At 75.4% G+C, this 15,709-nt stretch carries 15 protein-coding genes; 1 reads left to right on the top strand and 14 read right to left on the bottom strand.

Going from position 1 to position 15,709, the window contains the following annotated elements:
* Positions 1-26: 26 nt before the first annotated feature.
* The 10 genes from AMOR_RS13420 to AMOR_RS13375 form a co-directional block, all read right to left on the bottom strand.
* A complete protein-coding gene (locus AMOR_RS13420; RefSeq protein ID WP_248361869.1) occupies positions 27-1,028 on the bottom strand; it encodes a galactose-1-phosphate uridylyltransferase in 1,002 nt (333 codons plus the stop codon).
* A gap of 3 nt (positions 1,029-1,031) precedes the next feature.
* The gene (locus AMOR_RS13415) at positions 1,032-2,228 is read right to left on the bottom strand and encodes an MFS transporter (protein ID WP_248361867.1); all 1,197 of its coding nucleotides are present in this window, start codon (positions 2,226-2,228) and stop codon (positions 1,032-1,034) included.
* 117 nt (positions 2,229-2,345) lie between these two features.
* A complete protein-coding gene (locus AMOR_RS13410; RefSeq protein WP_248361865.1) occupies positions 2,346-3,212 on the bottom strand; it encodes a GGDEF domain-containing protein in 867 nt (288 codons plus the stop codon).
* Between the two features lie 48 nt (positions 3,213-3,260).
* A complete protein-coding gene (locus AMOR_RS13405) occupies positions 3,261-5,441 on the bottom strand; it encodes a glycoside hydrolase family 57 protein (protein ID WP_248361862.1) in 2,181 nt (726 codons plus the stop codon).
* 67 nt (positions 5,442-5,508) lie between these two features.
* Positions 5,509-5,904 (bottom strand): VOC family protein, encoded by a 396-nt coding sequence (locus AMOR_RS13400; protein WP_248361860.1) that lies wholly within the window; start codon positions 5,902-5,904, stop codon positions 5,509-5,511.
* Positions 5,905-5,961: 57 nt separating this feature from the next.
* On the bottom strand, positions 5,962-6,516 hold the full coding sequence (locus AMOR_RS13395; protein ID WP_248361858.1) for a PilZ domain-containing protein: 555 nt from the start codon (positions 6,514-6,516) through the stop codon (positions 5,962-5,964).
* Positions 6,517-6,590: 74 nt separating this feature from the next.
* Positions 6,591-9,587: a methyltransferase type 11 gene (locus AMOR_RS13390; protein ID WP_248361856.1), complete on the bottom strand. Its 2,997-nt coding sequence runs from the start codon at positions 9,585-9,587 to the stop codon at positions 6,591-6,593.
* Between the two features lie 85 nt (positions 9,588-9,672).
* Complete coding sequence (locus AMOR_RS13385; protein WP_248361855.1) at positions 9,673-10,404, bottom strand: zinc ribbon domain-containing protein; 732 nt, start codon at positions 10,402-10,404, stop codon at positions 9,673-9,675.
* 12 nt (positions 10,405-10,416) lie between these two features.
* Positions 10,417-10,944 (bottom strand): hypoxanthine phosphoribosyltransferase, encoded by a 528-nt coding sequence (gene hpt, locus AMOR_RS13380; protein ID WP_248361853.1) that lies wholly within the window; start codon positions 10,942-10,944, stop codon positions 10,417-10,419.
* On the bottom strand, positions 10,937-11,752 hold the full coding sequence (locus AMOR_RS13375; RefSeq protein ID WP_248361851.1) for a uracil phosphoribosyltransferase: 816 nt from the start codon (positions 11,750-11,752) through the stop codon (positions 10,937-10,939). Before AMOR_RS13375 ends, hpt begins: the two co-directional genes overlap by 8 nt.
* A gap of 54 nt (positions 11,753-11,806) precedes the next feature.
* Between AMOR_RS13375 and AMOR_RS13370 the strand changes: the two genes are divergently transcribed.
* Complete coding sequence (locus AMOR_RS13370; protein ID WP_248361849.1) at positions 11,807-13,294, top strand: carboxypeptidase M32; 1,488 nt, start codon at positions 11,807-11,809, stop codon at positions 13,292-13,294.
* A 211-nt stretch (positions 13,295-13,505) separates the two neighbouring features.
* Here AMOR_RS13370 and AMOR_RS13365 read toward each other — a convergent pair whose 3' ends face one another.
* The 4 genes from AMOR_RS13365 to AMOR_RS13350 all read right to left on the bottom strand — a co-directional run bounded on the left by AMOR_RS13365 (position 13,506) and on the right by AMOR_RS13350 (position 15,651).
* Complete coding sequence (locus AMOR_RS13365) at positions 13,506-13,838, bottom strand: cupredoxin domain-containing protein (protein WP_248361847.1); 333 nt, start codon at positions 13,836-13,838, stop codon at positions 13,506-13,508.
* Positions 13,835-14,437 carry a SelL-related redox protein gene (locus tag AMOR_RS13360; RefSeq protein ID WP_263657643.1) on the bottom strand — a complete coding sequence of 201 codons (603 nt, stop codon included), beginning with the start codon at positions 14,435-14,437 and terminating at the stop codon, positions 13,835-13,837. Before AMOR_RS13360 ends, AMOR_RS13365 begins: the two co-directional genes overlap by 4 nt.
* 132 nt (positions 14,438-14,569) lie before the next feature.
* Positions 14,570-14,956, bottom strand: a complete 387-nt coding sequence (locus AMOR_RS13355; RefSeq protein ID WP_248361843.1) for an SH3 domain-containing protein — start codon at positions 14,954-14,956, stop codon at positions 14,570-14,572.
* A 116-nt stretch (positions 14,957-15,072) separates the two neighbouring features.
* Positions 15,073-15,651, bottom strand: coding sequence for a hypothetical protein (locus tag AMOR_RS13350; RefSeq protein WP_248361841.1), 579 nt, complete (start codon positions 15,649-15,651; stop codon positions 15,073-15,075).
* Positions 15,652-15,709: the final 58 nt, after the last annotated feature.

The following is a 15,709-nucleotide window of genomic DNA, read 5'->3' as shown; positions in this document are numbered from 1 at the left end:
CAGACGACGATGGGACGCGGGGGGAGCTAGCCCGCGACCTTGCGGAGGAACTCCGCGGCGTCCTCGGGCGGGACGGGGTTGATGTGGAACCCGGAGCCCCACTCGAAGCCCGCGACCTGCGTGAGCGCCGGCATCACCTCGATGTGCCAGTGGTAGCTGTGGCTCGGCGGGTCCCGGAGCGGGTTCGAGTGCACGATGAAGTTGTACGCGGGGTTCCCGAGCGCGGCGCGGAGCCTGCGGAGCGTGGTCCCGAGCGCCTGGGCGCACTGGCCGAGGCGCTCCTTCGGCTCCACCTCGTAGTTCGACTCGTGCCGCTTCGGGACGATCCAGGTCTCGAACGGGCTGCGAGGGGCCCAGGGGGCGAAGACCACGAACTCCTCGTTCTCGAAGACGAGCCGGCTCCGGTCCTTCCGCTCCTGCCCCACGATGTCGCAGAAGATGCAGCGCTCCTTGAGATCGTAGTGGCGCCGCGCGCCCTCGATCTCCTCGACGACCTGCCGCGGCACGACCGGCAGGGCGATGAGCTGCGAGTGCGCGTGCTCGAGGGAGGCGCCGGCGAGGTGGCCGTGGTTCTTGAAGAGCAGGAGGTACTTGAAGCGCAGGTCGTTGCGGAGATCGAGGACGCGCGCCTTGAACGCGAAGAGGACCTCCGTGAGATCCGCGACCGGGAGGTCCTCGAGGGCCTTGTCGTGATCGGGGCTCTCGATGATCACCTCGTGGGCGCCGATCCCGTTCATCCGGTCGTAGATCCCCTCCGCCTGCCGGTCGAGGTCGCCCTCGATCTTCAGCGCCGGGAACCGGTTCGGGACGACGCGCACCTTCCAGCCCGGCGCGTTGGCCGGCGCGAACGGCGGCCGCCCGGCCACGTAGACCTCGCGGGGCGTCTTGTCCTCGTTGCCGGCGCAGAACGGGCAGAGCGCGCCCTGGCGCGGCGCGGGCTCCCGGCCGACGTCGCTCGGCCGCCGCGCGCGCTCCGTCGCGATGATCACCCAGCGGCCGACGATGGGATCCCTGCGGAGCTCCGGCATCGCTCAGGCCTCCTGGGCGGCGGCGGGCGTGCTGGCCGCGTCGGCGCCGGCGGTCCGCACCGTCGCGCTCACGAGCGCCGCGAGCGCCATCAGCCCCGCGCCGCCCACGTACGGGGCGGCCTGCGACCAGGTCCCGAACGTCCAGGTCCCGGCCTCCGGCCCGATGATCCGGCCGAACGCCGCCGCCGACTCGCCGATCCCGAGCGTGCCGCCCTGCTCGTCCGCGCGGGCGAACCGAGAGAGGAGCGAGGACAGCGAGGGCTGCGCCAGACCGGAGCCGATGGCGAGCGGCGCCGTGGCGACGACGAGCCCGGCCACCTGGCCGGCGAAGGGGATCGCGGCGAGGCCGACGGCTTGGAGGGCCACGCCGACCACGAGCAGCCGCTTCTCGCCGAAGCGGCGGGTGAGCCGGCCGATGAGGCCGCCCTGCACCACCACGACGATCACGCCGATGTACGCGAACAGGTACCCGACGTGTTCCTGATCGATCCCGTGGCGCTTCTTCGCGAGCAACGCGTAGGTCGCCTCCATCGCGCTGAATGCGAGGACGGTGAGGAAGTAGACGAGGATCACCCGCCGGATGCCGGGCCGGCGCATCTCCTGGAAGAACGCGGTGAAGCGATTCCGGCTCGCCTCGGCGCGAACGGTCCGCTGCTCGGGCTCGGGGAGGATGAACCAGGCGGCGATGCCGTTCAGAAAGGCGAGGCCGGCGGCGGCCAGCCCGGGCGCGGACGGCGACACGTGCGAGAGCGCACTCCCCAGCGCCGGCCCGAGGACGAACCCGAGGCCGAACGCGGCGCCGATGATCCCCATCCCCTTGGCGCGCCCCTCGGGCGGGGTCACGTCAGCGACGAAGGCGCGGGCGATGGCGATATTCGCCGTCGCCGCCCCCGCGAACAGGCGCGACACGAGGAGCACCACGAAGCTCCCAGCGAGCCCGTAGATGAGGAACGCCGCGGCGGTCATGAAGATCGAGACGAGGAGGACCGGGCGGCGCCCGACCCGGTCCGAGAGCCGCCCCCAGATCGGGGCGAAGACGAACTGCATCGCCGAGTAGCCAGTCAGGAGCCAACCAATCGATTTCTCGGAGGCCCCCAGCGTCTTCGCGTACAGCGGCATCACCGGGATGACCATCCCGAAGCCGAGGAGATCGATGAAGACGATGACGAAGAGGATCGCGAGGGCGGAGCGGTTCTTCACGCGGGCGCGAGGATAACCCGTCATGGGACCCCGTGCAGGCTTTCGTTTCCCTCCCCTGGGCGCGGGACGGCGACCGCTCGCCCGCCCGGAAGGCGCCCGCGCGAGCGATACGGACGATCAGGCGACCACCCGATCGCGTCCCGCCCGCTTCGCCTCGTAGAGCCGCGCGTCGGCCCGGGCGAGGAGCGCCCCGCCGTCCGCGTCGTCCGGCGCGAGGACCGCGCAGCCGAGGGAGGCGGTGACCTGGAGCGCGGCCGGACCGGCGGTGATGGGCGCACCGGCGACCGCCCGGCGGATCCGCTCCGCGAGCTCGGCGGCCCCGGCGAGGTCCGCGCCGGGCAGCAGCGCCGCGAGCTCCTCGCCGCCGATCCGGGCGAGGAGGTCGCCCGCGCGAAGGACCGCCCGCGCCCGCGCCGCGACCTCCGCGAGCACCCGGTCTCCCGTGGCGTGGCCGTGTCCGTCGTTCACGCGCTTGAAGTGGTCGACGTCGAGGATCGCGGCCGCGAGCGGCGTGCCGGCCCGGCGGGCGCGCGCGACCTCGCGCGCGAGCGCCTCGTCGAACGCGCGGCGGTTCGCGAGGCCGGTGAGCGCGTCGCGCCGCGCCACCGCCGCGAGCGAGGCGAGCTCGCGCTCCTCGTCGTCGCCGGCACGGAGGTACCGCGCGAGACACGAGCCGAGCTGGATCCGGTCGCCCGGCGCGAGCGGCGCGCTCTCGATCTCCCGCCCGTTCACGAGCGTGCCGTTCGTGGATCCGAGGTCCACGACGCGGTGCCCGGCGCCGTCGGGGACGATGCGCGCGTGCCACCGGGAGACGTCGTCCGCGTCGAGCGGCACCTCGCAGCGCGCGTCGCGGCCGAGCACGACCTCGCCGTCGAGGGGGACGCGGAGCCCCGCCGCGGGGCCGGCGACGAGGACGAGGCAGAACGCGCCGGCGGCGGGGCGCGGCTCGCCGGGCGCACGGACGCGGGTCGGATCCTCGCGCATGGGCAAAGAGTTTACCCGGACACACCGTCCGCGAAAGCTCCCGGACGCCTAGACGCGCCAGTGAATCCGCTCGAAGTCGGGGTCCGGGACGGTGAACGCGACGAAGCCGTAGCGCGGCAGCCGCTCCACCTCGACCTCGCCGCGGAGCGCGTGCACGCAGAGCGCGACCCGGGCGCCGGGCTGCAGCTCGAGGGTGTCGAACGGCAGCGACAGCTCCGCCACCGACGCGAAGGCGACCTTCCCGACCTCCTCGCCCCGGCGTCGCCCGGGGCGCAGCTGCCCGTCCGGCGCGATGGGGAAGTCCACCCAGGTCTGCCGGTCGGCGGCGAGGATCACCACCCGCAGCTGGGTGGCGAGCTCCGCGCTCCGGCCCGGCGACTCGGCCGGATCGAGGCGCAGGTAGAGCGCCTTCAGGTCGAAGCCGTACCGGAGCAGGTGGAACGCCTGCGCGCCGCCGTACATCGAGCCGCGGTGCTGGCCAGGACGGTAGAGCCCGCTGCCCTCCCACTCGAAGTAGGTGGTCTCGCGCCCGTCCAGCGTGGGCGTGACGAGCAGGGTGGGCTCCCGGAGCGGCTTCGCCTCGACGCCGGTCGTCGTCTCCCCGCCGGCACGCTTGATGGGCGCGAGCGCCTCGGGCGGCGGGTTCGCGCCGCAGAGGAGCGCCGCGCGGATCACGTGGCCGCGGAACAGCCCGTCGAACTCGGCCGCGAGCTCGGTCGTGAAGTCCTCGCCGTACCACCAGTACCAGTCCGAGCCCTCCGCCGCGTACAGGTGCCGGCGCGCCTGCGCGAGGCGCTCGGGCGGGAGTCCGCCGGAGGCCTCCGCCTGCGCGAGCGCTTCGCGGGCGCGGCCGAGCGCCGTCCACGCCTGCCGGTCCTCCCCGTGGCCGATCCAGATCCGGTACGACGACTCGATCCACGATCCGGAGTGGATCCGCGGCACGGCCGGCCCCTCGGCGTGGAGCGTCGCCTCCGACATGGTGACGGTCTCGATCCGCTCGCTCGCCTCGAGCGCGCCGTAGAGGCCGTCGAGGAACTCCCTCCCGCTTTGCGGGTAGTGCTCCCAGGCGTTCTCGCCGTCGAGGAAGACGCCGACCGTCGCCGGCCCGCGCTGCCCGTCGCTCGCCCACGCATCGCCCACCGCGCCGACGTGCGAGAGGAAGTCCTTCACCGCCTCCCGGGGCGGGGTGCGCGCGTAGGTGAACCCGATCACGTCGGAGAGCGCGCGATCGCGGAACAGCATCGGGAGGTCGCCGCCGTTCCCCGCGGAGAACCGCCAGGGGCGGTACAGCGAGCGGAGCCGCCCGGCGTCGCTCGGGAGCGAGTGGAGGAGGACGCCCTCGTCGCTCGCCGCCCAGCGAACGCCCTCGCTCGAGAGGATCTCGAGCGCCTCCGGGGACACGGACCCCTCCGCCGGCCACATCCCCGCCGGCGCCCGGCCGAAGCGCCGCTCGTGGGACGCCATCGCCTCGCGCACGTGCCAGCGCGCGTCCTCCGGGTGCGCGAAGCGCGGGGGGAGCGGGAGCCCCGGGAGCGCCCGGCGGGCCGTGTCGGTGTCGCAGAGGAGCGGCAGGATCGGGTGGTAGTAGGGCGTCGCGGAGAGCTCGACCTGGCCGCGCTCCGAGAGCCGGCGCCAGCGCGGGACGATGTCGGCGAGGATCCGGCGCTGCGCGTCGAGGAGCGCGTCCAGGTCGGCGCGGCCGAAGTCGCGCCCCTTCTGCCGGAGCGCCGCCACGACGGGCTCGTCGGCCTCCGCGCCGAAGCCCATCCACGCCAGGTTGAAGAGCACCTGGAGGTCGGTGAGCTCGGCGTCGGAGAAGAGCGCCGCCTGCCGCGCGACGTCCACGCTCCGGAGGTCGCGGCCGCGCTTCTGGAGCAGGTCCCAGTAGCGCGGGAGCGGCTTGATGTTGGTGTCCCAGTCGACCATGAAGAAGGAGCGCAGGATGGTCTGGCGCTCCTCCGGCGCGAGGTCGGCGGCGGGGCGGACGGTCAGGTCGAGGAACCGATCCTGCGCGCGCCCCGCGACGTACTCCTCGAGCTGCTCGAGGAGGATCGGCGTGAAGTTGACGGTGCACCGGACGCCGGGGTGGCGCTCGAGGATCCACGCCATGTCGTAGTACGCCCGCGTCGCGTGCAGGCGGACCCAGGGCATGAGGAACTCGCCCGTCTCGGCGTCCCGGTACGGAGGCTGGTGCATGTGCCAGAGGAACGCGAGGCGGACGCGCTTCATCGGACGGCGACCCTAGCAACCCGGCACCGGCGCGCGCAAACGATCCCGCGCGGCCGGGGGGCGCCGCTCACCGGGCGCCCGCGAGCGCCGGCGGGTGGTGGAGCACCTGGACCACGATCCCCTCGGGCCCCGCCACGTACAGCGAGCGCGCGCCGTCGCGGTGCGTGCGGGGCCGCGCGACGATCCGCGCGCCGACCGCGTCGAGGTGCCGCTCCCAGACGTCGACGTCCTCCGCGCGCGCGACGAGCACGCCGAGGTGATCGAGGAGGCCGGGATCTTCGTCGCGGTCGACCCGGTGCAGCGCGACGTTGTCGCCGCCGCGCGTCAGGTACACGTTGTCCGGATCCGGCCGCCACTCGACGGTGTAGCCGAGCGCGCGGACGAAGAAGTCCTCCGCTGCGGCGAGGTCGCGGACGCGGAGCGCGGCGTGGCGCAGGCCGAGCGCGGGGGGAGAGGCGGGCACGCTCCGGACGTAACGCCGTCCGCGACCGGGCGCACCCCTCGTCCGTGCCCGCGGGGGCTACCTTCGCCCGCGCGGCGAGCGGGCGACGGCGCGCGGCGCCGCGGGGCGATCGGCGCGCGGCGGCGCGGGCGGCGCACCGGAGGCCGTCGAGAGGGGGCCGCCCTCGTTGCGAATCTTCCACTCCTCCCAGAGGTTCAGGACGAGCGACACGTCCGCGAGGGGCACCTTCTTCTCGAGGTGCGGGAACTCGGCGACGAACGCGTCGTGGAACTGCTGGTACCGGAGCGGAGTGAAGTACCGGAGGAGCGTCTCGCGCCCGTGCGCGTCGACGTCGAGGAACTCGATCCCCATGCCCGTGGTGAAGCCGGGGTCGTCGATCGCGACGACGTGGGCGATCTTCGAGCGGATCGGGAGCGGGCCTTCCGGCAGCGCGAGCTCCGCGTAGAGCTCGAGCCCCTCCCGGAGGAGGAACGTGGAGGCCACGAAGACGCCGCCCAGCCCGAGGTTCCGCGAGACGCAGAACGCCTCGAAGCGGAGGCCGTTCGCGCCGGGGATGAAGAGGCGGCAGGGCAGCTCGATGTCGATGCGCTCGTAGCGGCGGATCTCGCTCACACCCGGACGATATCACCTGGACGGGGGGCGAGCGAACGCCCGCCCGCCCGCCAGCTCCGAGGTCGGTGTGGCTCCTACCGCCCGCCGAAGAACTTGAGGCCCTTCGACTTGAGCTCCCCCATCTCCTTCGCGAGCCGGCCGAGCCGCTCGGTCTTGTCGGCGACCTCGCGCTGGAGGCGCGAGATCTTGCCGTCGCGCTCGGCGAGCTGCGTCGCGAACGACGCGCGCTCCGAGGTGAGCCGGCGGAGCGCCTCGGCGGCCTCGGCGGGGGTGCCCTCCGGGATGGGCGCCGCGGCCGCGGCGCGCGCGGCGGCGTCGGCGTCCGCGGCGCGCTTCACCGCGTCCGCGAGCTCCGCCTCGAGCGCCTGGAACTTCGCCGCGAGCTCGCTCCCCTCCGGCGCGTCGGCCGGCCGCCCCGCCGCCGCGGCCGCCTCGAGCCGCTCGACGTCCTTGCGCAGCGCGGCGAGCTCCGCGTTCCGCGCCGCCAGCTCCTCGCGGAGGCGCGCCACCTCGCCGGCCGAGCCGCTCGCGCCGTTCGCCTGCGCCGCCTGGAGCCGCTGCTCGATCTCGTCCTTCTCCCACCGGACCGCCTGGATCTCGAGCTCCAGCTCCGCCGCCTGAGCCTGCGCGGCGTCCGCCGCGTTCCTCGCCGCGAGCACGTCGTTCTCGAGCGCGGCGCCGCGGCGCGCGGACGCCTCCACGTCCTCGCGGAGGCGTCCGAGCTCGGCGTGCGCGCGCTCGAGCTCGTCCTGGCGCTCCTCGGCCGTGCGCGCGACGGTCCCGGCGTCCTCGAGGCGCGCCTCTGCGGCGCGCGCCGCCTCCTCCGCCCGCGCGCGCGCCTCGCCCGCGAGCCTCGCCGCGTCCTCGGCCGCGTCCACCCTGGCCCGCGCCTCCTCCGCCGCCCGGGTCGCCTCGGCCTCGCGCGCGCGCGCCGCCTCGTCGTCGCTCGCCCGGGCGCGCGCCGCCTCCTCCGCGGTCTCGAGCTGGGCCCGCGCCTCGGCGGCCATCGCCTCCGCGACGTGCAGCCGCTCCGCGTCGGCCTCGATCCGCGCGCCGAGCTCGGCGACCTGCGCCTCGAGGGCCTCGCGCGCCGCGGCGAGCTCGCGCTCCGCCACCGCGCCGCGCGCCGCCTCCGCGTCCGCGGCGCGCGTCGCGGCGGCGTCGGCCTCGGCGCGCGCCTCCGCGACGGCGGTCCGGAGCGCGTCCCGCTCCACCTCGAGATCGGCCATCGCCGCCCGGAGCGGCTCGAGCTCGCCCTCGACTCCCGCGAGCCGGGCCGCGAGCCCCTCGAGCTCGGCCCGGGCCGCCGCGAGGGCCGCGTCCGCCTCCGCCGCGGCGCGGCGGGCGTCGTCGCGCTCGGCCTCGGCGGCGGAGAGCGCGTCCGCGCGGCCCGAGGCGATCTCGTGCTCGGCGGCGAGCTCGTTCAACCGCCGCTCCGCCGCGTCGAAGGACGTCCGGGACGCGTCCGCCTCGGCGCGCGCCGCCTCGACCTCGTGCCGGAGCGCGTCGCGCTCGGCGCCGGCGTCCGCGAGCGCGATGGCGGCCCGGGCGCCGTCCGCCTCGAGGGCGGCGAGCCGGGCCTCGACCGCTGCGCGCGCGAGCGCCTCGGCCTCGACCTCCCGCGCCCGCGCGTCCGCGGCGTCCTCCAGCTCCCCGACGCGGGCCTCGGCCGACTCCGCCCGCGCCAGCGCCGCCTCGACCCCCGCGCGCGCGACCTGTGCCTCGGCCCGCGCCGCCTGGAGCGCCGCCTCGGCCTCGAGGCTCGCGCCGCGCCGCTCCGCGACGGCCGCCTCCAGCCGGGCGCGCTCCTCGTCGGCGCGCGCCACCGCCTCGCGGTGATGCGCCGCCGCCGCGCGCGCGTCGTCGAGCTCGCGCCCGCGCTGCGCGAGCGCCGCCTCGGACCGGTCGAGCGCCGCCCGCGCCTCGAAGACCTGACCCCGCTCCGACTCGAGCGCCTCCTCGAGGGCCTCGACCAGGGCCGCGAGCCGCTCCGCCTCGCGCCGGGCCTCGGCGATCTGTCCGTCGGCCGCGCCGCGCGCCCGTCGGACGTCCTCGAGCGCCGCGCGGTGCTCGTCGCGCTCGGCGCCGGCCTGGTCCCGCGCCGCGAGGGCCCCGTCCCGCTCGCGCCGGACCTCCGCGAGCGCCGCCTCGAGCCGGGCGAGCGCGTCGCGCGTCGATGCGGCGTCGGCGACCGCGGCGTCGCGCTCGCGCCGGGCGTCGAGCGCGGCCGCCTGCGCCGCCTCCCGCTCCGCCCGCGCCACGTCGCGCTCCACCGCCGCCTCGTCGCGCTGCGACGCGAACGCGTCGCGATCCGCGAGGGCCTCCGCGCGCGCCGCCCGCTCCGCCTCGGCGGCGTCGCCGGCGGCGTCCGCGCGCGCGAGCCGCGCTGCGACGCCCTCGAGGAGCGGTCGCGCCGGGAGCGCGACGACCGTGAAGCCCGAGAGCTCCGACGGCTCGTCCCCGCAGACCGCGACGTACGCGGCGGTGTCCGGCGTGCCGGCGAGCGTGCCGTCCATCGCCACGTCCGGCTCGCCCTCCGCGGCGATCCCGAAGATCCAGCCCACCGTCGCCGACTGCGCCGCGACCTCCACCAGCGGGAAGTGGTCCGACAGCGCGTTCACGAACGCCTCGTACGGCGGCGCGTCCGCGGGCGGCTCGCCGGCGAGCTCGGCGAGCCCGGCGCCGCCGGCGCCCACGGCGGTGACCAGCCGGCCCCCCGGCGAGAGGAGGCGCCGGAGCACCGCGACGCGGGCCGGGTCGGCCGCGAGCGGCGCGCCGTCGGCCACGAGGACGAGATCGAAGGTGCCGGGCCGGAGCTGCTCGGGGTCCGCTGCGCGGAACTGGACGAACGGGTGGTGGCCCGCGTCGCGGGCCGCCTCGAGGCCCTCCTCGTCCGGCTCGATGGAGAGGACCGCTGCGGCGCCTCGCTCTGCGAGGAGGAGCGCCGAGGCACCGGCGCTCACGCGCGCGGCACCGATCTCCAGCACCCGCCTTCCCTCGAGCAGCGGCTCGACGAAGCTGTAGCGCGCGAGCAGCTCGCCCGCGCCGTTCCGCGCGTGAAAGGAGATCATGGCCCGGCGATGTTACACCGGGACCGGCCGCGCGACCTCGGGCCCGCCCGGCCGGCTCGGTCCCGTATCGGCGGCGGGGGACGCGCTAACGCGCCGCGCCGGTCGGTCCCGCCGCCGCGCCGCCGTTCGTCGGGGGCGGGGTGGGGGTGGGTGCGGGTGCGCGCTGCCCCGGCTCGCGCTGCCGCGCGTTGCTCGCGCGGAGCGCGTTCATCGCGGCGTCGCGGGCGGCGTCGACGTCCTTGAGGAGCAGCTGCGCGTCCATGGCGTGCGACGACCGGGACCGCGCCGCGTCGCCGAGCTTGGCCGAGGCGTCGCGGAGCTCGTCCGTGGCGCGCTCGAGGAGCTTCTGCGCCTCGAAGTAGCCGGACTCGCCGCGCAGCGCGGCGAGGTCCTGCCGCTGCGCCTGCGAGACGCCGCCCAGGTGCTCGGCGCGATCGATGTAGGCGAGGCCGCGCTCGAGCCGGGACGGATCGCCGCTCCCGATGTCCTCCCGGGCCCAGCCGGCGAGGAGATCGTAGAGCGCCTGGTCGAGGGCGCTCCGGTCGTCGAAGGACTGCTCGGGCGGCGGCGCCTTCCCGGGCGGGAGGACGATGGGTGCGTACGCTTGCGCGAGCGCCGGATCGTTCGTCTTGAAGACCTGCCGCCCCGCCGGGAGCATGTAGCCCTTCAGCACCACGAGGCGCCCCTCGTCGGGCGCGAGGTACCACGTGCGCGCGTTGCGCTCGGACGCGAGCCACACCACCACCGCGAGGAGCGCGAGGATGAGCAGCCACGCGAGGAACCCGCCCCCGCCGCTGCGGCGCTGTTCGTCGGCCATCGAGTCGATCCTCTAGGTGCGCGGAACGCCCACGAAGGGCAGGTTCCGCATCTTCCCGTCCCAGTCCAGGCCGTAGCCGACCACGAACTCGTCGCCAATGACGAAGCCGCGGTAGTGGACGTCGATCTTCACCTGCGCCCGCGCCGGCTTCTCGAGGAGCGCCGCGATCCGGATGCTCGCCGGCCGGCGGGTCCCGAGGTTCTCGAGCAGGTACTTCATGGTGAGGCCGGTGTCGACGATGTCCTCGACGAGGAGCACGTCCTTCCCCTCGATGGGCCGGGTCAGGTCGCTCGTGATCTGCACGACCCCCGTCGACCGCGTGCCCTGGTACGAGCTGATCCCGATGAAGTCCACCGAGAGCGGCAGGTCGATGGCGCGGACGAGATCGGCGAGGAAGATGAAGCTGCCCTTCAGCACCCCGATGACGACGAGGTGCTTGCCCGCGTAGTCGCGGGTGATGGCAGCTCCCATCTCGGCGACGCGGGCCCGGAGGTCCGCCTCGGCGAGGAGGACGTCGATGGGCTGGCCGGTCCTAGACATAGGCGTTGTTCATGATCTCCCCGAAGCCGCCGCCGCCGGGGACGATGTACTGGTGCTCGTCGAGCCCGCGCTCCTCGTCCCAGCGCGTGCCGGGCACCGTCGCGAGGACGTCCGTCGGCGAGAGGCCGCGATCGAGGCGGATCGCGTAGATCCGCACGTCGGGGTGGGCCTTCGTCATCGTCCGGAGGTACTCGGGGGTGACGATGAGGTGGATGTTCACGATGCGGCGGGGCTTGCCCGGGACCTTCTTCTTGTAGGTGTCGATGGCGGTCGCGAGGGAGCCGCCCGTCGCGCCCATCGGGTCCGGGAAGAGCAGGAAGGCGTCGTCGACGTCGCCGCCGATCTTCATCCCGCCGATCCCGGCGCCCACCACCTCGTCGTTCTCGCCGAGCATGCGGCTCATGATGATGTGGTCCTGGCGGACCAGCGAGGGCTCGAGGGTCTCGTTCAGGAGGTCGTACACGAGCTGGGAGGGGACCGCGCCGGCGCGGGCGATGTTCACGGTGACCGCGCGCACGCTCCGGTCGATCACCTCGCCCTCGAAGATCGCCTGGGGCGAGCTGTCGATCATGCGCGTCGGCACCGCCACGCGGCGGCGGGGGAACTCGACGTTCAGGACCGTGCGGATGAGGTCCTCGTAGAGGAGCCGCACCAGCCGGTTGATCTCCGGCTGGCGCGTGTCCTTCGCGCACAGCGTCGCGAGCTGGCCGAGCAGGAACGGGTTCGCGATGATGTGGACGTTGTCGCCGTACCGGTGCTCGATCTCGCTCATCCGGTAGGGCACGTGGTCGTAGGAGAGGTCGCGCACGGGCCGGGAGCATAATGCTTGTCGCCCCCGCCGCCCCAGCCTAAATGAGCGGCCATGCCCGAGACCGCCTGGGAGACCCTTTCGCGCGCGATGGCCGAGATCCGCGCGCTGTCCGGCGCCTCCGCCCTGCTCCAGTGGGATCAGGAGACCTACATGCCGCCGAAGGGCTCCGGGGCCCGCGGCGACCAGCTCGCCGCGATCCAGGGCGCGCAGCACGAGCGGCTCACGGCGCCCCCGGTCGCCGAGGCGCTCGCGCGCGCCGAGGCGGAGCGGACCGCGGACCCCGATCGCGCCGCGGCGCTCCGCGTCCTCCGCTTCGATCACGACCGCGCGGCCCGGATCCCGGGAGACCTGGTCCGCGCCATCGCCCAGGCGCAGGCGGCCGGCGTGGACGCCTGGAAGGCGGCGCGCGACACCGGCGACTTCGGCCGCTTCGCCCCTGCCCTCGAGCGGCTCCTCGCGCTGCGGCGCGAGCAGGCGAGCGCGTACGGCGCCCCCGCGGGCGGCGAACCGTACGACGCCCTCCTCGAGGGCTACGAGCCCGGGATGCGGGTCGCGCGCCTCGAGCCGCTCTTCGCGCGCCTCGTGTCGTGGCTCGTGCCGCTCGTCGAGAAGGTCACCGCGCGACCGCCGCCGGACGACGCCTTCCTCCGCGGCCGGTTCGACCCCGAGCAGCAGTGGCAGTTCACGCTCGAGCTCCTCGACGCCGTGGGGTTCGACCGCGAGGCCGGGCGGCAGGACCGCTCGATCCACCCGTTCTCCCTCGGGCTCGATCCGGGCGACGTCCGGGTCACCACGCGGATCTTCGAGGACCTCCCGCTCTCGGCGATCTTCTCGACGCTCCACGAGGCCGGGCACGGGCTCTACGAGCAGCACCTGCCCGCGGAGCTCCGGCGGAGCGTCCTCTGCGCCGCGCCGTCGATGGGCCTCCACGAGTCCCAGTCGCGCCTCTGGGAGAACCTCGTCGGCCGCTCGCTCCCCTTCTGGCGCGCGTTCCTCCCGCGGCTCGCCCGCCGGTTCCCGGCGCTCGAGGGCGTCTCGCCGGAGGTCTTCTTCCGCGCGGTCAACCGCGTCGAGCGGTCGCTCGTCCGCGTCGAGGCGGACGAGGTGACCTACAACCTCCACATCGTCCTCCGGTTCGAGCTCGAGCTCGCGCTGCTACGCGGGAAGCTCGCGGTGAAGGACCTCCCCGAGGCGTGGGACGCCCGCTCCGAGCGGCTCCTCGGCGTCCGCCCCGCGGCGGCGCGCGACGGAGTGCTGCAGGACATCCACTGGGCGTGGGGCGAGCTCGGCTACTTCCCGACCTACACGCTCGGGAACCTGTACGCCGCGAGCCTGTTCGCCGCCGCCCGCCGCGGCGTGCCGGGGCTCGACGACGAGCTCGGGAAGGGCAACCTCCGCCCGCTCCTCGGCTGGCTCGCCGAGCACGTCCATCGCATCGGCCGGCGCAAGGAGGCGGAGGACATCGTGCGGGACGCGACGGGGAACGGGCTCGGCGACCGCGACTTCGAGGCGTACCTGACGGAGAAGTACGGGGCCTGATGGGCGAGCTCCCGAACCCGTAAACGTGCCCGTACACGTGCCCGGCCTTGCCGTTGCCGTGAACCGCGTCCCGTGGCCCCTGGCCCGCAACTCCGTGCCCGAGGAAGCGGTCGGGCACGGGTAAGGGCCACGGGAGGCGGGAGGCGGGCACGGGGGCGGGCACGTGTACGGCAACGGGCACGGGTGACGGTTCCGAGGTTGGACGGGTACGTCACCTCACCTCGATGACCCCCTGGAACATCCTCATCGCGCAGGAGAACCGGAGCTCGCCGGTCTTCTCCGGCGTGAGCTCGATCCGGACCTCCCGGCCGAGCGGCAGCGGCGCGTTCACACCCGCCTCGGGGATCACGAGCTCGGTCGCGCACGTCTGGTCGGTGGTCCGCGTGACCAGGAGCACGAGCTTCTCGCCCCTCCGCGCCGGGATCCTCCACGGCTCGTAGCCGTTCTTCGTGACGGTCATCCGGACCGGCTCGCCGGGCGCGGGGCCGCGGTGGCACGCGGCGACGCCGAGCGCGAGGAGCATCCCGAGCGCCGCCGGCCTCACGCGCCGCGTCCTCCCGCCGGCGACGTCGCCGCCGGCCCGCTCCCCGCGGCCGCTGCAGCGGGCCGCGCCGGCCCGAGCGCCGCGAGCACGTCCGCCAGGGGCGGGTGGTCCCCCGCCTCGGCGCTCGCGTACCGGTAGGCGATCTCCCCGTCCGGGCGGACCACGAGGACGCCGCCGAGCTGGAGCGCGTCTCCCTCCGTGCGGCCCTGGCGGAACCCGGCGCGCATCGCCCGGAGCGCGTGCAGCCAGGTCCGGCCGGAGAGGAGCGTCGCCACGACGCCGCGCCGGAACTCGAGGGCGCGGTAGGTCGCGAGCGTGGGGTCCGTGTAGAGGGGCGTGGTGAGACCGAGGTCCTCGCGGAAGGCGCGGGCGAAGTGGGGTGCACCGTTTCCGACGATCACCACCTCCGCGCCGCGGGCGTGGATCTCGTCCTTCGCGCGGTGCACCTGCACCGCCTGCTCGCGGCAGAAGAGTCAACCGAAGTGGCGGACGAAGACGAGCACGGCCGGACGATCCGCCCAGAGGCTCCGGAGCGGTACGGCGGCGCCGCGCTCGTCCAGGACCGGGAGGCTCGCGACCGCGGGATCGAGGCGCTTCATCTCGACAGCCCTCGCACTCCGGGCGCGCCGCCGCACCGGGTCTTCTGGGTGCTGCGGCGCACGCGCCCGCGTGCCGCGCGGGGCGCGGCGGCCGGTCCGGCGACGAGGACCGGCGCCGCGCCGCGGCGGTGGCTACCCCTGCGGCGACGGCTGCGCGGTCGACGACGCGGCGGGCGGCTCGCCCTGCTGCGCCGGCGCCGGCGCGGCGGCCGCGGCGCCGCCGACGACCAGCGCGGAGTCCTCGACGAACCCGGTCTTGCCGTCGGCGGTCTTCACGCGCCGGAAACCGCGGCTCGCCTGCTCGGCGCTCGTCACCGCGGCGCCGGCGGGCAGCGTCGCGAGGATGTGCGCGCCGAGATCCGGGCCGGTCCGGAGCACGACCTCGCGCGAGGTGGTCGCCGGGACCGTCGCGGCCTGGGTGGTCATCCGGACCACGGACTCCGGCGCGAAGGCGCTGCGGCAGCCGGTCACGGACAGGAGCGCGGCGAGCAGGGCCGCGCGGGCGAGGATGCTGGTCATCGTGGATGTCCTCCGAAGCGGCGCGCCAGGGTGTCCAGCGTTCGAACGCGCGCCTTCGGCACGGAGGGAGGATCCCCGCGCGGAAACGTGACGCCCCTGCCGCGGGCGGCCCGCCCCTACTCCGGCCCGAGCGTCACGCGCGGCGTCGGATCGATCCCGGTGAGCTCGGTCCAGGTGATCTCGCCGACGCGGCGGAGCGGGATCACGCGGTAGGTGCGGCTCCGCTCGACGGTCAGGTGATCGCTCCCCACCTCGCGGAGCCACCACTGCTCCGGCTGCGCGCCCGGCACCGCCACGAGGATCTGCCGGCCGATCCACGCCTCGAGCGGCCGCGTCATCGGCATCGGGCGGTAGCCCGCGTAGACCGTCTCCGGCGCGCCGCCGTCCGGCGCGGCGAGCCGCATGCCGGCGGCGAGGTGGAACGGCTGCGCGAGCGGCGCCCGCACGCGGCCGATCGGCCCGGCGGCGGCGACGATCTCGAGCTCCTCGCCGGGCGTGAGGTAGGTGAGCACGAAGGGCCCGGCGATCCCGGTGCGCGTCACGCGCCCGGACTCGTAGCCGCCCTCGGACCCCGCCGCGCTCGTCGCCTGGAAGAGGCGCGCGGCCCCGTCCTCCGGCGGCGGGCGCGACGCGGGCGCGGTGGCGCAGGCGGCGGCGGCGGCGAGGAGGAGGGCGGAGCATCGGGCGACGCGCATGTTCACCTCTCGTGTCCGCGCGCCGGAGCGCGCGCGGGCCCCCATGAAACCCCACGAC

The organism is Anaeromyxobacter oryzae (assembly GCF_023169945.1).
GTDB classification, from domain to species: domain Bacteria; phylum Myxococcota; class Myxococcia; order Myxococcales; family Anaeromyxobacteraceae; genus Anaeromyxobacter; species Anaeromyxobacter oryzae.
The sequence above is the reverse complement of the archived record's forward strand: the minus strand, read 5'-3'. Positions and strand labels throughout refer to the sequence as shown.

Excerpts from the sequence above, each read along its gene's own strand:
- AMOR_RS13420 (WP_248361869.1), bottom strand. The coding sequence starts at position 1,028 with ATGCCGGAGCTCCGCAGGGATCCCATCGTCGGCCGCTGGGTGATCATC.
- AMOR_RS13410 (WP_248361865.1), bottom strand. The coding sequence starts at position 3,212 with ATGCGCGAGGATCCGACCCGCGTCCGTGCGCCCGGCGAGCCGCGCCCC.
- AMOR_RS13405 (WP_248361862.1), bottom strand. The coding sequence starts at position 5,441 with ATGAAGCGCGTCCGCCTCGCGTTCCTCTGGCACATGCACCAGCCTCCG.
- AMOR_RS13390 (WP_248361856.1), bottom strand. The coding sequence starts at position 9,587 with ATGATCTCCTTTCACGCGCGGAACGGCGCGGGCGAGCTGCTCGCGCGC.
- AMOR_RS13385 (WP_248361855.1), bottom strand. The coding sequence starts at position 10,404 with ATGGCCGACGAACAGCGCCGCAGCGGCGGGGGCGGGTTCCTCGCGTGG.
- hpt (WP_248361853.1), bottom strand. The coding sequence starts at position 10,944 with ATGTCTAGGACCGGCCAGCCCATCGACGTCCTCCTCGCCGAGGCGGAC.
- AMOR_RS13370 (WP_248361849.1), top strand. The coding sequence starts at position 11,807 with ATGCCCGAGACCGCCTGGGAGACCCTTTCGCGCGCGATGGCCGAGATC.
- AMOR_RS13355 (WP_248361843.1), bottom strand. The coding sequence starts at position 14,956 with ATGACCAGCATCCTCGCCCGCGCGGCCCTGCTCGCCGCGCTCCTGTCC.
- AMOR_RS13350 (WP_248361841.1), bottom strand. The coding sequence starts at position 15,651 with ATGCGCGTCGCCCGATGCTCCGCCCTCCTCCTCGCCGCCGCCGCCGCC.